The sequence below is a fragment of the Tsukamurella sp. 1534 genome (genome assembly GCF_000312385.1).
In the GTDB taxonomy this organism is placed as follows: Bacteria; Actinomycetota; Actinomycetes; order Mycobacteriales; family Mycobacteriaceae; genus Tsukamurella.
The window spans coordinates 5,911-22,906 of sequence record NZ_HE997627.1; the positions used below are offsets into that span (position 1 = coordinate 5,911).

Consider the following 16,996-nt stretch of genomic DNA (forward strand, 5'->3'; position numbering starts at 1 on the left):
GGTCGAAGGCCTCTGGGATCGTGTCGAACACAATAGTGTTCCACTCCCAGGGGCCTTCGCCGTATGGAAGTACAGTGATGGGGACGAGTCGCCGGGTGGCGGCGGGAAGCGGGTGCACGGTGGCAGAGGATTCGGGTCGCGGAGGCGCGGAGCGCCGGCAGCGGGCGGGGTTCGTCAACCCAGCAGATCGCGATTCCGGTCAGCGCGACCCCGGTGACCGTACCCGCGGCGCAGATTCGTCACGTGGCGGATCTCCGCGCGACAACCGGAACTCGGAAGGCCGGCGTTCGGGCGAGCGCACCGGAGGCCAGAACCTGTCGGGCGCGCGCCGTGACGACCGCGGCGGCGACCGTCGTGGCGGATTCTCGGGCGAGCGCCGGGGTGGCGGACCGTCCAATGACCGCCGGGGTGGTGCACCGTCGGGCGATCGTCGCGGAGGGGGACCGTCGGGCGATCGTCGCGGCGGGTTCTCCGGGGACCGGAGGGGTGGCGGACCGTCGGGCGACCGGCGCGGCGGCGCCCGCGCCGGCGGGCCCTCGCGCAACGGTTCCCGTCCCGGCGGACCGGGCGGGCGCCCGGGCACCGGGCCGCGGCGCGACGACCGGTCCGACCGGCCGCGGACCAAGGCCGGTGAGCCGAACATCCCGCGCGATGTGGACCCCAAGGAACTCGACGGTGCCGTTCGTCGCGACCTGCTGAGCCTCGACAAGGCGAACGCGGAACTCGTCGCGTCCCACCTCGTCATGACCGGGCGTTTGCTGGACAGCGACCCGGCGGCCGCTCTGGCGCATGCCCGGGCAGCGCGTGAGCGCGCCGGCCGTATAGCCGCCGTCCGCGAGGCCTGCGGGATCGCCGCGTACGTCAACGGCGAATGGGCCGAGGCCCTCAGTGAGCTCCGCGCCGCCAAGCGCATGGGCGGCGCCGTGAACCTGTTGCCGATGATCGCCGACAGCGAGCGCGGCCTCGGCCGCCCCGAGAAGGCCATCGAGACCGCCCGCGGCGACGAGGCGGCGACCCTCACCGGCGACGACCGCACGGAACTGCGGATCGTCGAAGCCGGTGCGCGCATGGACCTGGGTGATTTCGACAAGGCCGTGGTCACGCTGCAGGCCGAGGACCTCGACCCCGCGCGCCGCGGCCTGTACGCCGCGCGGCTCTTCTACACCTACGCCGAGTGCCTTCTGGGCGCCGGACGCCGCGACGACGCGCTGACCTGGTTCCTCAACGCCGCCGCTGCGGACGAGGACGAGGACACCGACGCCGAGGACCGCGTCGCCGAGCTGTCGGCGGACGAGTGACGGCGCTCGTCGGCGCGTACGACCGCCTCCTGGTGGACCTCGACGGCACCGTCTACGCCGGAGCCGTGGCCATTCCGGGTGCCGCGGAAGCGCTCGAGGGCCTTCCCGTCACCTACGTGACCAACAACGCCAGCCGCGCACCGTCGGACGTCGCGCAGCACCTGCGGGACCTCGGCTTCGCCGCGCCCGACGACTCCGTGGTGACGAGCGCGCAGGCCGGAGCCGGTCTGCTCGCCTCCCTCGTACCGGCCGGCACCTCCGTGCTCGTCGTGGGCGCGGACGCGCTCCGTGACGAGGTCGTCGCGCGCGGGCTCGTGCCGGTCGACACCGCCGAGGAGGCCCGGGCCGTCGTCCAGGGGCACAGCCCGCAGACGGGGTGGGCGCTGCTGTCCGAGGCGGCGCTCGCGATCCGCGCCGGCGCCACCTGGGTGGCCACCAACACCGACGCCACCCTCCCCACCGATCGCGGCCTGCTCGTCGGCAACGGTTCCATGGTCGCCGCGGTGGCGAACGCGACCGGGCGTACCCCGGAGGTGGCGGGCAAACCCGGAGCCCCGATCCTCCTCGACGCCGCATCGGACACGGGCGCGTCGACGCCCCTGGTGGTCGGAGACCGGCTCGACACCGACATCGAGGGCGGCAATGCCGCCGGCTTCGACACCTACCTGGTGCTAACCGGGGTCAACGACGCGGCCGATGTGGTCGTCGCGCCGGACCGGCACCAGCCCACCTACATCGCCGACACCCTCGCCGGGCTGCACGGGCCCCGCGAGGCCCTGGTCCCCGGGCCGCGCGACGGATGGACCGCCACCGTCGACGGTGACGAGCTCGTCGTGACCGGCGAACCCGGAGCCGACCCGGCCGGCGCGACCTACGTCGCGATCGCCGCCGCCCGGGGAGTGCCGCAGGAACGCCGCGCCACGCTGAAGCACACCGTCCGCGAGCGTTCCGCGGGAACGGGTCCGATACCGTGGACTCGATGAATCCCGAAGATGTGCGCACCGCCGTCGAGGACCTCATGCACCGCGTCGACGAACTCGACGCGGCGCCGGTCGACGACCTGGGTGGATCCGTCGCGGGCGTCGGCGAGCTCGCGCAGCTCGGCCGGCAGTCCGCCCTCTTCGAAGAAGCCCATCAGCTGCTGGTCGACGCGCTGGACAGCGTGGAACGGGCCTGACGTGGCCCGCAGGGTGCGGCTCGACGCCGAGCTGGTGCGCCGGGGCATGGCGCGATCGCGGGAACACGCGCGCGAGCTCATCGAGGCCGGGCGGGTCACCGTGAACAAGCAGACCGCCCGCAAGGCCGCCAACCAGATCGATCCCGCCGACCCCGTGCACGTGACCGCCGTGGCCGGCGAGGTGGAGTGGGCCTCCCGCGGTGCGCACAAGCTGATCGGAGCGCTCGACGCGTTCCCCGAGGTGGCTGTCCGGGGACGACGGTGCCTCGACGCCGGCGCCTCCACGGGCGGCTTCACCGATGTGCTGCTGCACCGCGGCGCCGAGCGCGTGTACGCGGTGGACGTGGGCTACGGCGAGCTCGTGTGGCGCCTGCGCGACGATCCACGGGTCACCGTCATGGACCGCACCAACGTCCGCACCCTCGAGCCCGCGATGCTCGACGGGCCCGTCGACCTCGTGGTCGGCGACCTCTCTTTCATCTCCCTCGCCCTCGTGCTGCCCGCGATCGCGCGGTGCACCGCCGTCGGCGGCGACGTGGTGCCGATGGTCAAACCACAGTTCGAGGTCGGGAAGGGCAACGTCGGCTCGGGCGGCGTCGTTCGCGAGCCCGAGCTCCGGGCGAGCGCCGTGCTCGGGGTGGCCAGGGCCGCAACGGAATCCGGGCTCCGGATGCTCGGCGTCCGGGCGAGTCCGCTGCCCGGGCCGTCGGGCAACGTCGAGTACTTCCTCCGGCTGCGCCGCGAGGAGGGTCCGGTGACGCTCCCCGACGACGTCGACGACCTGATCGCAGCCGCCGTGTCGGAAGGACCGCAGTGATGTCACTGACCGAACGCACGTTCCTCGTGGTGGTGCACACGCTCCGCAGCGACGTGGGCGCCACGGTCGCCCAGATCCGGGAGCTCCTCGACGCCGCCGGCGTGAACATGAAGCTGGAGAGCGACGTCCAGGAGGCGCCCGACGACGCCGCCGTCGGCTGTGAGGTGGTCGTGGTGCTGGGCGGCGACGGCGGTTTCCTGCGCGGCGCCGAGCTCGCCCGTCGCGCGGACGTCCCGATCATCGGGATCAACCTCGGGCACGTCGGTTTCCTCGCCGAGTCCGAGGTGGACACCGTGCCCGAGACCATCGGGGACCTCGTGCACCGGCGCTACACCGTGCACCCGCGGATGACCCTCGACGTCGCGATCCACGACGGCGACGATCTGGTGGCCGAGGGGTGGGCCCTCAACGAGGTGTCCGTCGAGAACCGTTCTCGCCAGGGCCTTCTCGAGCTCGTCACCGAGGTCGACGACCGCCCGGTCTCGCGCTTCGCATGCGACGGCCTGCTGGTGGCGACCCCCACCGGGTCGACCGCCTACGCGTTCTCCGCGGGCGGCCCCGTCATGTGGCCCGATCTGGAGGCGCTGCTCATCGTGCCGAGCAACGCGCACGCGCTGTTCTCCCGGCCGATGGTCACGAGCCCCCGCTCCACCATCGCGATCGAGGTGGAGAGCCGACGGCACGAGGCGATCGCCTTCTGCGACGGGCGGCGCACCCTGGAGGTGCCCGAGCGCGGACGCATCGAGATCCGCCGCGGCGCGGACCCGGTGCGGTTCATCAAGCTCGGCGCCGCGCCGTTCACGGACCGGCTGGTGCACAAGTTCCAACTACCCATCACCGGATGGCGCGGCCGCCAGGACGGCGGCGAGCCCCGGGACGGCACGGGAATCGGGGGATAGCAGGTGCTCGAAGAGATCCGCATCTCGTCGCTGGGCGTCATCGAACGCGCCGCGGCGGAGTTCGCACCGGGGCTCACGGTGCTCACCGGAGAGACCGGTGCGGGCAAGACCATGGTGGTCACCAGCCTGCACCTGCTCGCGGGTGCGCGCGCCGACCCCGGCAGGATCCGTGCCGGTGCCGACAAGGCCGTGGTCGAGGGCCGGTTCTCGCTCGACGGAGCGAGCTCGGCCGGCCAGGTGCGGGACGTGGTCGACGGTGCCGGCGGCGAACTGGACGACGACGCCGTCATCGCGGTTCGCAGCGTCGCCGCCGACGGACGCTCCCGGGCCTACCTCGGCGGGCGCAGCGTGCCCGTCGGCACGCTGTCCGAATTCGCGGGCCCGCTGCTCACCGTGCACGGCCAGAACGATCAGCTCCGGCTGCTCAAGCCCGAGCGGCAGCGGGACCTCCTCGACGCGTTCGCGGGGGCACCCGCGCAGAAGGCGCTGCGGAAGTACCAGGCTGTGCGCGAGGAGTGGCTCGCCGCCCGCGCAGAACTCGCCGACCGCACCACGCGCTCACGCGAACTCGCGCTGGAACAGGACCACCTCACCGCGTCGCTCGCCGAGATCGACGGCGTCTCCCCGCTGGCCGGGGAGGACACCGAGACCATCGAGAGGATCAAGCGGCTCTCCGACCTCGACTCGCTGCGGGAGGCCGCCGACACCTCCTACGCCGCACTCACCGGCGCAGGCTACGGCGGGGAGGCGCCCGACGGTGCGGGGGCCGTGCTCGATCTTCTCGGCACCGTCCGCGCCGCACTGTCCGGATCGGACGACGCGGCGCTGCGCTCGCTCTCCGAACGGGTCGACGAGGCCGCAACCGTGGCGGGCGACATCGCCACGGAGCTCGGGTCGTACCTCTCCGACCTGCCGAGCGACCCGTCGGAACTGGAATCGCTGCTGCTGCGGCAGTCCGAGCTGAAGACGCTCACCCGCAAGTACGCGCCCGACATCGACGGCGTGATCGCCTGGGCCGACGAGGCGCGTGAACGCCTGGCCGGCATCGACACCTCCGCGGAGGGGCTGGCAGCGTTGCAGTCCCGCGTCGCCGAGTTGGAGGAGTCGCTCGCCGCCGCGGCGTCCGCCCTCACCGCGGCGCGCGCCAAGGCCGCGGGCGCGCTCGGCAAGAAGGTCACGGGGGAGCTGCGCAAGCTGGCCATGGGCGGCGCGTCGATCACCGTCGACGTCTCGCCCGAGGCAGCCGGGGACGGCGAGCCCAACCCCGTCACCGTCGACGGTGCGCCGCGCCGCGCCGGTGCGCACGGGACCGACGCCGTCGAGTTCCGGCTCGTCGCGCACGACGGTGCGAATCCTCTTCCGATCGGCAAATCCGCGTCGGGGGGCGAACTCTCGCGCGTCATGCTCGCGCTCGAGGTGGTCCTGGCAGCCACCGAGCAGGGCCTCACGATGGTGTTCGACGAGGTGGACGCCGGCGTCGGCGGCAAGGCGGCCGTCGAGATCGGTCGCCGGCTCGCCGCGCTCGCGCAGCGGCACCAGGTGATCGTGGTGACGCACCTGCCGCAGGTCGCCGCGTTCGCCGACACCCACCTCACCGTCGGGAAGCAGACCGGCAAGGGCTCGGTGACGTCGACGCTCACGGCGCTGTCCCGCGAGGAGCGGATCGCCGAACTCGCCCGCATGCTCGCGGGCCTGGGCGATTCCGACACCGGCCGTGCGCACGCCGAGGAACTCCTGGAGGCCGCCGACTCCGACAAGGTCACCCAGACCGGCGCCCACGCGGGTACCTGACGTCGGAAACCGGGCCTTGATCGCGGCAGGGCGAGGCATATCCATCCTGACCGCGTTGAGCGCCGGTTTCAGAACTCACCCGCGAGGGATCGCACGGGACGCGACCGATGCGGCCTGTGCGGCGCGCACGTCGCCGGTCCATGTGAGCACGTCGAGGGCGGTGTCGGTCAGCTTGATCACGTGCTCGTCTCCGTGGTGCGTCGCCCGGTCGATGATGTCGTCCGCCGTGCCGGCGCCGTCCCCCGCGTGGAGGCCGCGGGCCTCGTCGGGGCCGTACGCGGCGAAGATCGCCGCCGCCGCGGACCAGCCGGCCGCGGCCGTCGCTGCGTGCAACCGTTCCGGTAGCGCCCGCAGGGCCCGGCGAAGCGCGTTCGGCGCCGTGGCCGCGTGCACCAGCATCACCGGGCTTCCGTGCGCGTGGGTCGCGTAGCGAAGGACGGCGGCGGTGACGACTCCGCGCAACTGCTCCTCGGCGTCGCCGGGCGCGAGGGCGCGCTGTGCCGAGGGCCAGCCGCCGAGATCGTCGAGCTGCCGGAGACGTTCACCGATCCCACCGTCGGGGTGCGGCACGCGTGGGACCGCGGCGAGCGCGTCGGGGGCGGACAGATCGCCCGCGGGCGTGGCCGTCCGCGGGACCGGTCGCCACCGGGCCGCCCAGTAGCCGAGCGCCTGCGCGAGTTCCCCGCTCCGCTCCGGCGTCTCACCCCACGTCAGCAGAGCGTCGACCGCGTGCCCCACGCGGATCGCGCCGTGGGTCGCGCCCGCCGCCACGCCGGGGAGGAGGCGGGGCCACCACTCGGCGAGCACGTCCTTCCACGGCCCCGCCTGCAACGCGACCGTGAACGTCGCGATCCAGGCGCCCAGCGCCGCCGGGTCTCCGAGGTCGTCCGGCCACCGTGCCGGCCGTGCGACGTGTGGCGCACCGTCGAGCTTGGGAACGTACCCGTCGAGCCATCGTGACACCTCTCCCTCGCGGCCGCGCCGGACCAGGGCCTCGACCACCATCGGGCCGTGATTGCTGAGGAAGCCCTGGAATTCGGGGCCGGTGCGCTGCAGCCGCTGGTACGCCTCGTCGAGTTCGTCCTGTGCCGTCATGAGTCCATGCCAGCGTATGAAGCGCGCTTGAGGTCAAGGCGCCGCCGCCCCTCGTCTCCCCGCCAGGAGAAGGCGTCCCCATGGTTTTTCGGCGTCCCCTCAACAGCTGCATGGGGGAGGGCGATTCAGGCAGGGGACGCCTTCTCCCGGCTGGGAGACGGGCATCCCGCGGAGCGGCGCGGAGCGGCGCGGCGCGGGCCTGGGGGCCTGGGGGCGATCGTCGTCGGCGCGGACTGAGTCGAACGGGTGCGGCGGAAGTTGTTCAAAGTTTCTCGTGTTGTCGGCGCGCCTCCCGTGATTCGTGTGACTGGCGGGGCAGTATGGCAGCCATGAAGCTCACTGGTCTGCTGGCTCGGAACACGGCGAACCTCCCCGGTGTCGTCGGCACCGCCCGCGTCGACAAGGACACCACCCGCCTGCTGCGGCGCATCGGCGCCGGCGACGTGGTGGTGTGCGACGAGCTCGATCTCGACCGCACCACCGCCGACCTCATGGTCGAGGCGGGGGTCGTCGCGGTCGTGAACGCGTCGCCGTTCATCTCGGGCCGCTACCCCAACCTCGGCCCCGAGGTGCTGGCGGCCGCCGGGATCGAGCTCATCGACGACGCGGGCAAGGAGATCTTCGCCCGCATCAAGGACGGCGCCAAGGTGCGCGTCCACGAGGGCGTCGTCTACGCCGGCGAGCGCGAGCTGGCCGAGGGGGAGGAGCTGACCGACAGCGCCGTCACCTCCCGGATGCTCGCCGCCCGCTCGGGCCTGGTCGATCACCTGGAGGCCTTCGCGGGCAACACCATCGAGTTCATCCGGGTCGAGTCCCCGCTGCTCATCGACGGGGTCGGGATCCCCGACGTCGAGGTGAACCTCAACAACCGCCACGTTCTGGTGGTGTCCGACGGGCCCGAGCACACCGAGGACCTCAAGCGGCTCAAGCCCTTCATCAAGGAGTACGCGCCGGTGCTCATCGGCGTGAACCGCGGCGCCGACGCGCTCGTCAAGGCCGGCTACCGCCCCGATCTCATCGTCGGCGACCCGGAGATGATCACCACCAACACGCTGCGCTCCGGCGCGCAGGTCGTGCTGCCCGCCGCGCCCGACGGCCACGCGCCCGGCCTCGAGCGCATCCAGGACCTGGGGATCGGCGCCATGACCTTCCCCGCCACCGGTTCGGCCGCGGACCTCGCGCTGATCATCGCCGACCACCACGGCGCCTCGCTCATCGTGTCGGTCGGCCACCCGGCCTCGCTGGAGGAGTTCTTCGACGCCGGCCGCCGCGACTCGAACCCTTCGACGTTCCTCACCCGTCTCAAGGTGGGCAACAAGCTGGTCGACGGCAAGGCCGTCGCCACGCTGTACCGCAGCCGCGGACACGGCGGGGCGGTGGCCCTGTTCATCCTCGCCGCACTGGTCGCGGTGGTCGCCGCCGTGCTGGTCTCCAACCAGGGGCACGACCTGCTGGAGTGGGTCGTCGACCAGTGGAACCGCTTCGCGCTCTGGGTCCAGGGCCAGTTCCGGGCACTCTAGGTGCCCCGGCCGTCCCGTCGCCTCCGCACGCCGGGCGCCCGCCGGCCCGCCCTGTTCTGGGCGGCGATCCTGCTGGCGCTCGCCGTCGGGCTCGCGCTCGGTGGTGGCGTCCTCGCCCGGTTCACCACCGACGGCGACCTCAAGGACCTGCGCGGGCAGGTCGAGGACCTCGAGAAGCGGAACGGTGAACTGACCGAACGAGCCCGTGCCGCAGACGGATTCGCTGACGCCGCAGCGCCCGCCACGCTGGGCCGCGGCCTTGCGGGAATCCCCGTCCTGCTCGTCGTCGCCCCCGGCGCCGACAAGGGGGACGTCGAGCGCATCTCGCGGCGCGTGACGCAGGCCGGCGGCACCGTCGCCGGCGATCTGACGCTCACCGCCGCCCTGTACGACGACGCGCAGTCCGAGCGGCTCCGCGGCGTCGTCGACAACGCGGCGCCCGTCGGCACCACCGTCGACGCCTCGCTCGTGGACCCCCGTGCCCGCGCCGGCGACCTCCTCGGCTCCGTCCTCCTGTCCGAGGGCCGCGTCGACCCCCCGTCGACGGGTCGCACCGACGCGCTCGCCGCGCTCAAACAGGCCGGCTTCCTCGGCTACGACGGCCCGACGGTGCCCGGCGCGCGCGCCGCGATCGTCGTGACGGGCGGCACGGTGTCCGCCGAGCAGGCCGGGCAGGGGCAGGGGATCGGGCGTCTCGCCGCGGGCCTGTCCAGGCACGGCGACGGCTCGGTGCTCGCCGGCCGGAGCGGATCGGCGCAGGGTGCGGGGCCGATCGTCGTGGTCCGCCAGGACAGGGAACTCGGCGCGAAGCTCGCCACCGTCGACGACGTCGACACCACCGTCGGGCAGGTCTCGACCGCGCTGGCTCTCGTGCAGGCGACGCGCGGCGACGTCCGCGCCTATGGATCGGGCGTCCGCTAACGGCAGGTGATAGGCTGAAGTCCCGTAGATGAAGCAGGTTTGTCCGCTCGAATACGGGAGTCTCGTTGCCTTCTCCTCGCGCCACCGCACGTGTGGCCACGAAACACATTTTCGTCTCCGGGGGCGTCGCGTCCTCGCTGGGTAAAGGGCTCACCGCCTCGAGCCTGGGGCAGCTCCTCACCGCGCGCGGCCTGCGCGTGACGATGCAGAAGCTGGACCCGTATCTGAACGTCGACCCGGGCACCATGAACCCGTTCCAGCACGGTGAGGTGTTCGTCACCGAAGACGGCGCCGAGACCGACCTCGACGTGGGTCACTACGAGCGGTTCCTGGACCGCGATCTCTCGGGGATCGCGAACGTCACCACCGGCCAGGTGTACTCGACCGTGATCGCCAAGGAACGCCGCGGCGAGTACCTGGGCGACACCGTCCAGGTGATCCCGCACATCACCGACGAGATCAAGTCCCGCATCCTCGCGATGCAGGCACCCGATTCCGAGGGCATCGCGCCCGATGTGGTGATCACCGAGATCGGCGGCACCGTCGGCGACATCGAATCGCAGCCCTTCCTCGAGGCCGCGCGCCAAGTGCGCCACGACGTGGGCCGCGACAACGTCTTCTTCCTGCACGTGTCGCTGGTGCCGTACCTCGCCGCCTCGGGCGAGCTGAAGACCAAGCCCACCCAGCACTCCGTCGCCGCGCTCCGCAGCATCGGCATCACGCCGGACGCGCTGGTCCTGCGGTGCGACCGCGAGGTGCCCGAGGGGCAGCGCAACAAGATCGCGCTCATGTGCGACGTGGAGGTCGAGGGCGTGATCTCCTGCCCCGACGCCGCGTCGATCTACGACGTGCCGAAGGTGCTGCACGGCAACCAGCTCGACGCCTACGTGGTGCGCAAGCTGGGCCTGCCCTTCCGCGACGTGGACTGGACGGTGTGGGGCGACCTGCTGCGGCGCGTCCACGAGCCCCGCGAGACGGTGCGGATCGCGTTGGTGGGCAAGTACATCGACCTTCCCGACGCCTACCTCTCGGTGACCGAGGCGCTGCGCGCCGGCGGCTTCGCCAATTGGGCCAAGGTGCAGATCAGCTGGGTTCCGTCCGACGACTGCGAGACCGACGCGGGCGCCGCGGCGGCGCTGCGCGACATCGACGGCGTGCTCATCCCCGGCGGTTTCGGCATTCGCGGGATCGAGGGCAAGGTCGGCGCCATCCGGTACGCCCGCAAGCGGGGCCTGCCGCTGTTCGGTCTCTGCCTCGGACTGCAGTGCATCGTGATCGAGGCCGCGCGCTCGGCCGGCCTCGAGGGCGCCAGCTCCACCGAGTTCGACGACGACACGCAGTACCCGGTGATCTCGACGATGGCCGACCAGGAACAGGCCGTCGCGGGTGAGGCCGACCTCGGCGGGACCATGCGGCTCGGCGCGTACCCGGCGGCGCTGGAGCGCGGTTCCATCGTCGCGAACGCGTACGGCGCCACCGAGGTCTCCGAGCGGCACCGGCACCGCTTCGAGGTCAACAACGCCTACCGCGACACGATCGCCGAGTCCGGCCTGAAGTTCTCCGGGACCTCGCCCGACGGGCACCTCGTGGAGTTCGTCGAGTACCCGAAGGACGTGCACCCGTTCATGGTCGGCACGCAGGCGCACCCCGAGCTCAAGTCGCGGCCCACCCGGCCGCACCCGTTGTTCGCGGCGTTCGTCGGCGCGGCCCTGAAGTACCGCGCCGGTGAGGAGCTCCCCGTCGACGTGCACGGCACTGGCCTGGTCGACGAGGAACCGTCGGGCGAGGACACCGTCGATGCCTGACCGGACTCTCCACGACTTCGAGACCGTCGGCGGCGAAACCGTCTACGAGGGGCCGATCTTCGCGGTCCGCCGCGACGAGGTCACCATGCCCGGCGGCGGCACCGCGATCCGCGACGTCGTCGAACACGACGGCGCCGTCGCCGTGGTCGCGATGAACGACGACGGCGCGATCGCGATGGTCAACCAGTACCGGCACCCGATGGGCCGCCGACTCCTGGAGATCCCCGCCGGCCTGCTGGACCACACCGGCGAGGAGGAGCCCGTCGCCGCCGCGAAGCGCGAACTGGCCGAGGAGACCGCGCTCGGCGCCCGCGAGTGGCACGTCCTGGTGGACCTGGCGCCGTCTCCCGGGTTCACCGACGAGATGGTGCGCGTGTACCTCGCCACCGACCTGCGCTACTGCGAGATGGCCGAGCAGGAGGACGAGGAGCTCGACATGACCGTCGAGTGGATCCCCATGCCCGATGCGGTGCGCATGGTGCTGTCCGGGGAGATCGTCAACTCCACGTCGGTCAGCGCCATCCTCGCTGCCACCATGGTCACCGACGACGACACGCCGCTGCGCAGCTCCGACGCGCCGTGGCCCGGGCGCCCCACGGCGCTCGCCGCCCGCAAGGGCAGGCCGGTGGAGGACGGGCAGTAACGACGGTGACGGCCGGTGCGCGTGTTCCATCGCGGGTGTCGGGCGGGGATGCTCCGCTCGACGATCAGTTGCGCGCCTACGTCGACCACCTCGCCGTCGAGCGCGGCGCCGCGCCCAACACGCTGAGCAGCTACCGTCGCGACCTGTCGCGGTACCGGGAATACCTGCGCGGGCTCGCGATCGACGACCTGCGGTCGGTGACCGCCCAGCAGGTGAGCGGGTTCCTCGTCGCGCTCCGTGAGGGCTCCGGGGACCATCCGCCGCTCGCGGCCAGCTCGGCGGCGCGGTCGCTCATCGCGGTCCGCGGGCTGCACCGTTTCGCCGCCGCCGAGGGGTACACCGACGCCGACGTCGCGCGGGAGGTCCGCCCGCCCGCCGCCGCCAAGCGGCTCCCCAAGGCGCTACCGGTGGATCAGGTGATCGCCCTCCTCGAGGCCGCCGGCGGCGGCACCGACGGGCGGCCCGCGGAGTCCGACACGCCGAGCCGGTTGCGCGATCGTGCCCTGCTGGAACTGCTGTACTCCTGCGGCGCCCGCATCTCCGAGGTGACGGCGCTCGACGTGGACGACATCGACGCTGACTCCCGGTCGGTGGTGCTGCTCGGCAAGGGCGGCAAGCAGCGGGTGGTGCCCATCGGCAGGCCCGCGCTCGCGGCCGTGGACGCGTACCTCGTGCGGGGCCGGCCGGCGTTGGTGAAACGCGCGAATCCCGCTCTGTTCCTCAACGTTCGAGGCGGGCGGCTGTCGCGGCAGTCGGCCTGGCAGGTGCTCGCATCGGCGGCCGAGCGGGCGGGCATCGACACCACGACGACGCACGTGTCCCCGCACACCCTGCGGCACTCGTTCGCCACGCACCTGCTGGAGGGCGGCGCCGACGTCCGCGTCGTGCAGGAGTTGCTCGGGCACGCGTCGGTCACCACGACACAGGTGTACACACTGGTGACGGTGCAGGCACTGCGGGAGGTGTACGCGCAGGCGCACCCGAGGGCATTAAGGTGAAACCGAGACACGAGGAGGTGGGCTAGTGGCGGCAGCGCCGGACGCGGAGAACCCGGGCCTGGACCTGGGAGAGCTGCAGCACCACCACGCGCCCCCGTCCGGGGCGGCGGACGAGGACCTCGACCGCACGGGACGTCCCCGCGTCGAGTTCCCCGAACCCACGCCGAAGACGAGCCACGGGCCGGCGCGGGTGATCGCGGTGTGCAACCAGAAGGGCGGCGTGGGCAAGACCACGACGACGATCAACCTGGGCGCATCACTGGCCTCCTACGGCCGCCGCGTGCTGCTCGTCGACCTGGACCCGCAGGGCGCCCTGTCCGCGGGCCTGGGCGTGGCGCACCACGAACTCGAACGGACCGTGCACAACCTGCTCATGGAGTCGCGGATCTCCGCCGACGACGTGCTGCTGCGCACCCGCGTCGACGGGCTGGACCTGCTGCCATCGAACATCGACCTCTCCGCCGCCGAGATCCAGCTGGTGAACGAGGTGGGCCGCGAGCAGACCCTGGGCCGCGCCCTGTATCCGGTGCTGGACCGGTACGACTACATCCTGATCGACTGCCAGCCCAGCCTCGGCCTGCTCACGGTGAACGCGCTCGCCTGTGCGGACCAGGTGCTGATCCCCATGGAGTGCGAGTACTTCTCGCTGCGAGGGCTGGCGCTGCTCACGGACACCGTGGACAAGGTGAAGGACCGCCTGAACCCGCGCCTGGACCTCGCCGGCATCGTGGTCACGATGTTCGACGCCCGCACCCTGCACTCGCGGGACGTGATGGCGCGGGTCGTGGAGGTGTTCGGCGACGCCGTCTACCACTCGGTGATCTCCCGCACCGTGCGGTTCCCGGAGACGTCCGTCGCCGGGGAGCCGATCATCTCGTGGGCGCCCAAATCGGCGGGCGCCGATTCGTACCGCGCCCTCGCGCGTGAGGTCATCGCGCAGGAGAAATGACGACACCCACCGACGCCGATCCGATCGAGGCGGTCGAGCCCGTCGAGCCGGTGGCCCCCGCCGCCGCAGGAACCCCGCCCGACGCCCTGACGGGCGACGCCGACACCGGCAGTGCCGAGCCCGAGGCCCCGTCCGGCTTCACGGTGAAGCTCGCGAACTTCGAGGGCCCCTTCGACCTGCTGCTGCAGCTGATCGGCGCCCGGCGGATGGACGTCACCGAGGTGGCGCTGCACGAGGTGACCGACGAGTTCATCGCGTACACCCGGCACCTCGGTGCCGCCGCCGACCTCGACGCCACCACCGAGTTCCTCGTGGTGGCCGCCACCCTGCTGGATCTCAAGGCCGCCCGCCTGCTGCCCGCCGGCGAGGTGGAGGACGCGGACGATCTCGCGCTCCTGGAGGCGCGCGACCTGCTGTTCGCGCGGCTCCTGCAGTACCGCGCCTACAAGCAGGTGGCCGAGCTCATGGCGCAACTGGAAGCGAAGGCGAACCGTCGCTACCCGCGGTCGGTGGGCCTGGAGGCGCGGTTCGAGGGTCTCGTGCCGCCCGTGCGGATCGGCGTCACGCCCGAGCAGTTCGCCCTCGTCGCCGCCTCGGCGTTCACCCCGAAACACAAGCCCACCGTGGGGCTTTCGCACCTGCACGTGCCGAAGGTGTCAGTGCCCGAGCAGGCCAAGGTGATCGCGGAGCGGCTGCGGCGCAACCCCGACCACTGGTCCGGCTTCGCCGAGATCGTCTCCGATTGCGAGACGGGGATCGCCGTGATCGCCCGATTCCTGGCGCTGCTCGAGTTGTACCGCGAGCGCGCGGTCCTGTTCGACCAGCCCGAGGCCCTCGGCGACCTCAAGGTGCGATGGTCGGGGGAGAAGGGCGACGACGACGCGATCGGCGGCGGCGTGGACGAGTACGACGACGTTCCGTCGGAGGAGGACGAGTGAGCGACGAGACACCCGAGGACGGCCGTGACGCCGTCGAGCCCGCGGCGGAACCCCACGCGGACTCGCCCGACGCGGATTCCCCCGGCGGGGAGCCGGACGACGGGTTCCACCTCGTCGAGGGCATGGAGGCCGACGAGCTGCGGTCCGCGCTCGAATCCCTGCTGCTCGTGGTCGACTCGCCCGCGACCGCCGAGGCGCTCGGCGCAGCACTGGAGGAGCCCGAGGAACGCGTCACCGCCGACCTGCGGGCATGGGCCGCCGAGCTGACCGACCGCCGCTCCGGGATGGAACTGCGGGAGAGCGCCGAGGGGTGGCGCCTGTACAGCCGGGCGGAGTACGCGCCGTACGTCGAGCGCCTCCTGCTCGACGGGGTGCGGTCCAAGCTCACCAGGGCCGCGCTCGAGACGCTCGCCGTGATCGCGTACCGGCAGCCGGTGAGCCGGTCCCAGGTGGGCGCGGTCCGCGGCGTCAACGTGGACGGCGTGATGCGCACCCTCGCGGCCCGCGGGCTGATCACCGAGGCGGGCTCCGACGCCGGCGCCACGACGTACGCGACCACGGAGCTGTTCCTGGAACGCCTCGGCCTCACCTCGCTCGACGAACTGCCCCCGCTCGCCCCGCTGCTGCCCGAGGTGGACGTCATCGAGGACCTGAGCTCGGACCTGGATTCCGAGCCCCGCTTCGCCCGACTGAGCCGCAAGAGCGCCGACACGATCGGCTTCGATCCGGACGCCTGACCGCCGCCGCTCGGTACAGCGCGGTTCCCGGGATCGGGCACTGCGGTTCGAACATCACGAGCCCCGATCGGTGCACGGCGAGCCGGGTGAACGTCTCCCACGGTGACTGCGCGCCGGGCACCCCCTCCCCGAGCGCGCGCCGCACCGCCCTGGCGTTGTGCGCTCCCGGACGGTCACGGATGTACGCCTCGATCTCCGCCACCGTGGTCGCCGCGATGCCGAACTCGCTCGGGCGGACACACTGCTCGATGGCGGCGATCGCCTGATCACGGTACTCGTGCCGGCCGAGGTCGAACGCTGTGCGAACGGCTGAGGTGGCGCGACGGCCGAGAACGTCCTCGATGTCGTCGGCGGGGAGCCGGCCGGTGCGGATGATCACCCCCTGTCGGCGACGCTGCGATGGCAGCCAGATCTCCGGCGGGTGGCCCTCCGCGTACTGGATGCCATGCAGACCAGCCGCGGACCAGCCGGTGAATACGCAACGGGGGTACACCATTTCGAGCGCATCGAGCCGATCGCGCAGACATACTTCGGCTTCGCCCGGCTGGCGAACGCCGTGGATCACCGGCGTGAACAGGCGCCGCGCACAGTACTCCGAGTGCTCGTTCAGTAGTTCCCGCGTTCTCCGCTGCATACCCATTGGACGCACCAGCTGCCCGATCGGATCCCGGGCGCCCACTTGTCGACGGATACCGCACTCGGGTCCTGCGTGGATGCTGCGGTTTCCGGGTACAAGTGGCGCGGGCGTTAGGGTCGAGTCCATGCCCGACATGTCAGCCGTACTCCGGGAGGCGTTCCCGCTGGGCGGGATCGCCCCGACGGTCCGCCGCTGGTGGCCGCTCGTCCTCACCGGTGCCGCTGCGGCCGTGGCGGTCTGGTCGGCCACCGCGCCGTGGCTCGGATTCGAGGTCGGGCAGGTCGGTCTCCCGTGGAGCTTCACGGGTACCGGCCGGCTCGTCCTGACCGGAACCGGACTCGATGCCGACCAGGTGGCGGCCGGGGGCTTCGCCGAGTCGGGCATGGTCGCCGACGCGGTGATCCCGTGGGGCTACGCCACCGCGGGGCTCGCGATCGCAGCCCTGATCCTGGTGATCCTGGCCACGGTGCGTCCGGCGTTCGCCGTCCGCGGCCGGGCGATCGCGAGCGGCTTGCAGGGGCTCGCCGCGGTGCTGGCGATCCTGGTGTGGGTCTTCCCGTCGATCATGACGGGCGGCCTCGATGAGCTCACCGGCGGGAACGAGGGCGGCGATCCGCTGTTCTTCCCGCCGAAGGCGGGCCTGGTGAGCACGCTCGTGGTCACCTCGGTCGCCGCGTCGGTGTTGTTCATGGGCCGCCGGAACCGACCGTTGGGCGCCACGCGCAGCGCACCCCGCTGACGAATACCGATTTCGGCTGCTTCCTGCGATGA

Annotated in this window: 16 protein-coding genes; 15 read left to right on the top strand and 1 reads right to left on the bottom strand. The window is 72.3% G+C overall.

What is annotated here, in order from left to right:
- Window positions 1-653: 653 nt before the first annotated feature.
- From BN39_RS23695 to recN, 6 genes are read left to right on the top strand one after another with little or no spacing between them, the layout of a single operon-like run.
- A complete protein-coding gene (locus tag BN39_RS23695) occupies window positions 654-1,298 on the top strand; it encodes a hypothetical protein (protein ID WP_019202713.1) in 645 nt (214 codons plus the stop codon).
- Window positions 1,295-2,281, top strand: coding sequence for an HAD-IIA family hydrolase (locus BN39_RS12335; protein ID WP_019202714.1), 987 nt, complete (start codon window positions 1,295-1,297; stop codon window positions 2,279-2,281). Before BN39_RS23695 ends, BN39_RS12335 begins: the two co-directional genes overlap by 4 nt.
- Window positions 2,278-2,475 carry a hypothetical protein gene (locus tag BN39_RS12340; protein WP_148281483.1) on the top strand — a complete coding sequence of 66 codons (198 nt, stop codon included), beginning with the start codon at window positions 2,278-2,280 and terminating at the stop codon, window positions 2,473-2,475. Before BN39_RS12335 ends, BN39_RS12340 begins: the two co-directional genes overlap by 4 nt.
- 1 nt (window position 2,476) lies before the next feature.
- A complete protein-coding gene (locus tag BN39_RS12345; RefSeq protein WP_040767892.1) occupies window positions 2,477-3,292 on the top strand; it encodes a TlyA family RNA methyltransferase in 816 nt (271 codons plus the stop codon).
- Window positions 3,292-4,191, top strand: coding sequence for an NAD kinase (locus tag BN39_RS12350; RefSeq protein ID WP_019202717.1), 900 nt, complete (start codon window positions 3,292-3,294; stop codon window positions 4,189-4,191). Before BN39_RS12345 ends, BN39_RS12350 begins: the two co-directional genes overlap by 1 nt.
- Window positions 4,192-4,194: 3 nt before the next feature.
- Window positions 4,195-5,982 (top strand): DNA repair protein RecN, encoded by a 1,788-nt coding sequence (recN, locus tag BN39_RS12355; protein ID WP_019202718.1) that lies wholly within the window; start codon window positions 4,195-4,197, stop codon window positions 5,980-5,982.
- Between the two features lie 75 nt (window positions 5,983-6,057).
- Here the strand turns inward: recN and BN39_RS12360 are convergent, their stop codons facing one another.
- Entirely contained in the window at window positions 6,058-7,077 is a 1,020-nt protein-coding gene (locus tag BN39_RS12360) for a questin oxidase family protein (protein WP_019202719.1), read from the bottom strand.
- Window positions 7,078-7,406: 329 nt separating this feature from the next.
- Between BN39_RS12360 and steA the strand changes: the two genes are divergently transcribed.
- From steA to BN39_RS12405, 9 genes are all read left to right on the top strand, one after another.
- Window positions 7,407-8,597: a putative cytokinetic ring protein SteA gene (gene steA, locus BN39_RS12365; RefSeq protein WP_019202720.1), complete on the top strand. Its 1,191-nt coding sequence runs from the start codon at window positions 7,407-7,409 to the stop codon at window positions 8,595-8,597.
- Window positions 8,598-9,518 (top strand): copper transporter, encoded by a 921-nt coding sequence (locus tag BN39_RS12370; protein ID WP_019202721.1) that lies wholly within the window; start codon window positions 8,598-8,600, stop codon window positions 9,516-9,518. It abuts the gene before it with no gap.
- 65 nt (window positions 9,519-9,583) lie between these two features.
- Window positions 9,584-11,323, top strand: coding sequence for a CTP synthase (locus BN39_RS12375; protein ID WP_040767896.1), 1,740 nt, complete (start codon window positions 9,584-9,586; stop codon window positions 11,321-11,323).
- The gene (locus tag BN39_RS12380; RefSeq protein ID WP_019202723.1) at window positions 11,316-11,966 is read left to right on the top strand and encodes an NUDIX hydrolase; all 651 of its coding nucleotides are present in this window, start codon (window positions 11,316-11,318) and stop codon (window positions 11,964-11,966) included. The genes BN39_RS12375 and BN39_RS12380 overlap by 8 nt, the downstream gene beginning before the upstream one ends.
- A gap of 35 nt (window positions 11,967-12,001) precedes the next feature.
- Window positions 12,002-12,964 carry a site-specific tyrosine recombinase XerD gene (xerD, locus tag BN39_RS12385; RefSeq protein ID WP_019202724.1) on the top strand — a complete coding sequence of 321 codons (963 nt, stop codon included), beginning with the start codon at window positions 12,002-12,004 and terminating at the stop codon, window positions 12,962-12,964.
- 58 nt (window positions 12,965-13,022) lie between these two features.
- Window positions 13,023-13,913, top strand: a complete 891-nt coding sequence (locus BN39_RS12390) for a ParA family protein (RefSeq protein WP_086010313.1) — start codon at window positions 13,023-13,025, stop codon at window positions 13,911-13,913.
- Window positions 13,910-14,851: a ScpA family protein gene (locus BN39_RS12395; protein ID WP_019202726.1), complete on the top strand. Its 942-nt coding sequence runs from the start codon at window positions 13,910-13,912 to the stop codon at window positions 14,849-14,851. The genes BN39_RS12390 and BN39_RS12395 overlap by 4 nt, the downstream gene beginning before the upstream one ends.
- Entirely contained in the window at window positions 14,848-15,588 is a 741-nt protein-coding gene (gene scpB / locus BN39_RS12400; RefSeq protein ID WP_019202727.1) for an SMC-Scp complex subunit ScpB, read from the top strand. Before BN39_RS12395 ends, scpB begins: the two co-directional genes overlap by 4 nt.
- A 761-nt stretch (window positions 15,589-16,349) precedes the next feature.
- Complete coding sequence (locus BN39_RS12405; protein ID WP_019202728.1) at window positions 16,350-16,964, top strand: hypothetical protein; 615 nt, start codon at window positions 16,350-16,352, stop codon at window positions 16,962-16,964.
- Window positions 16,965-16,996 lie beyond the last annotated feature (32 nt).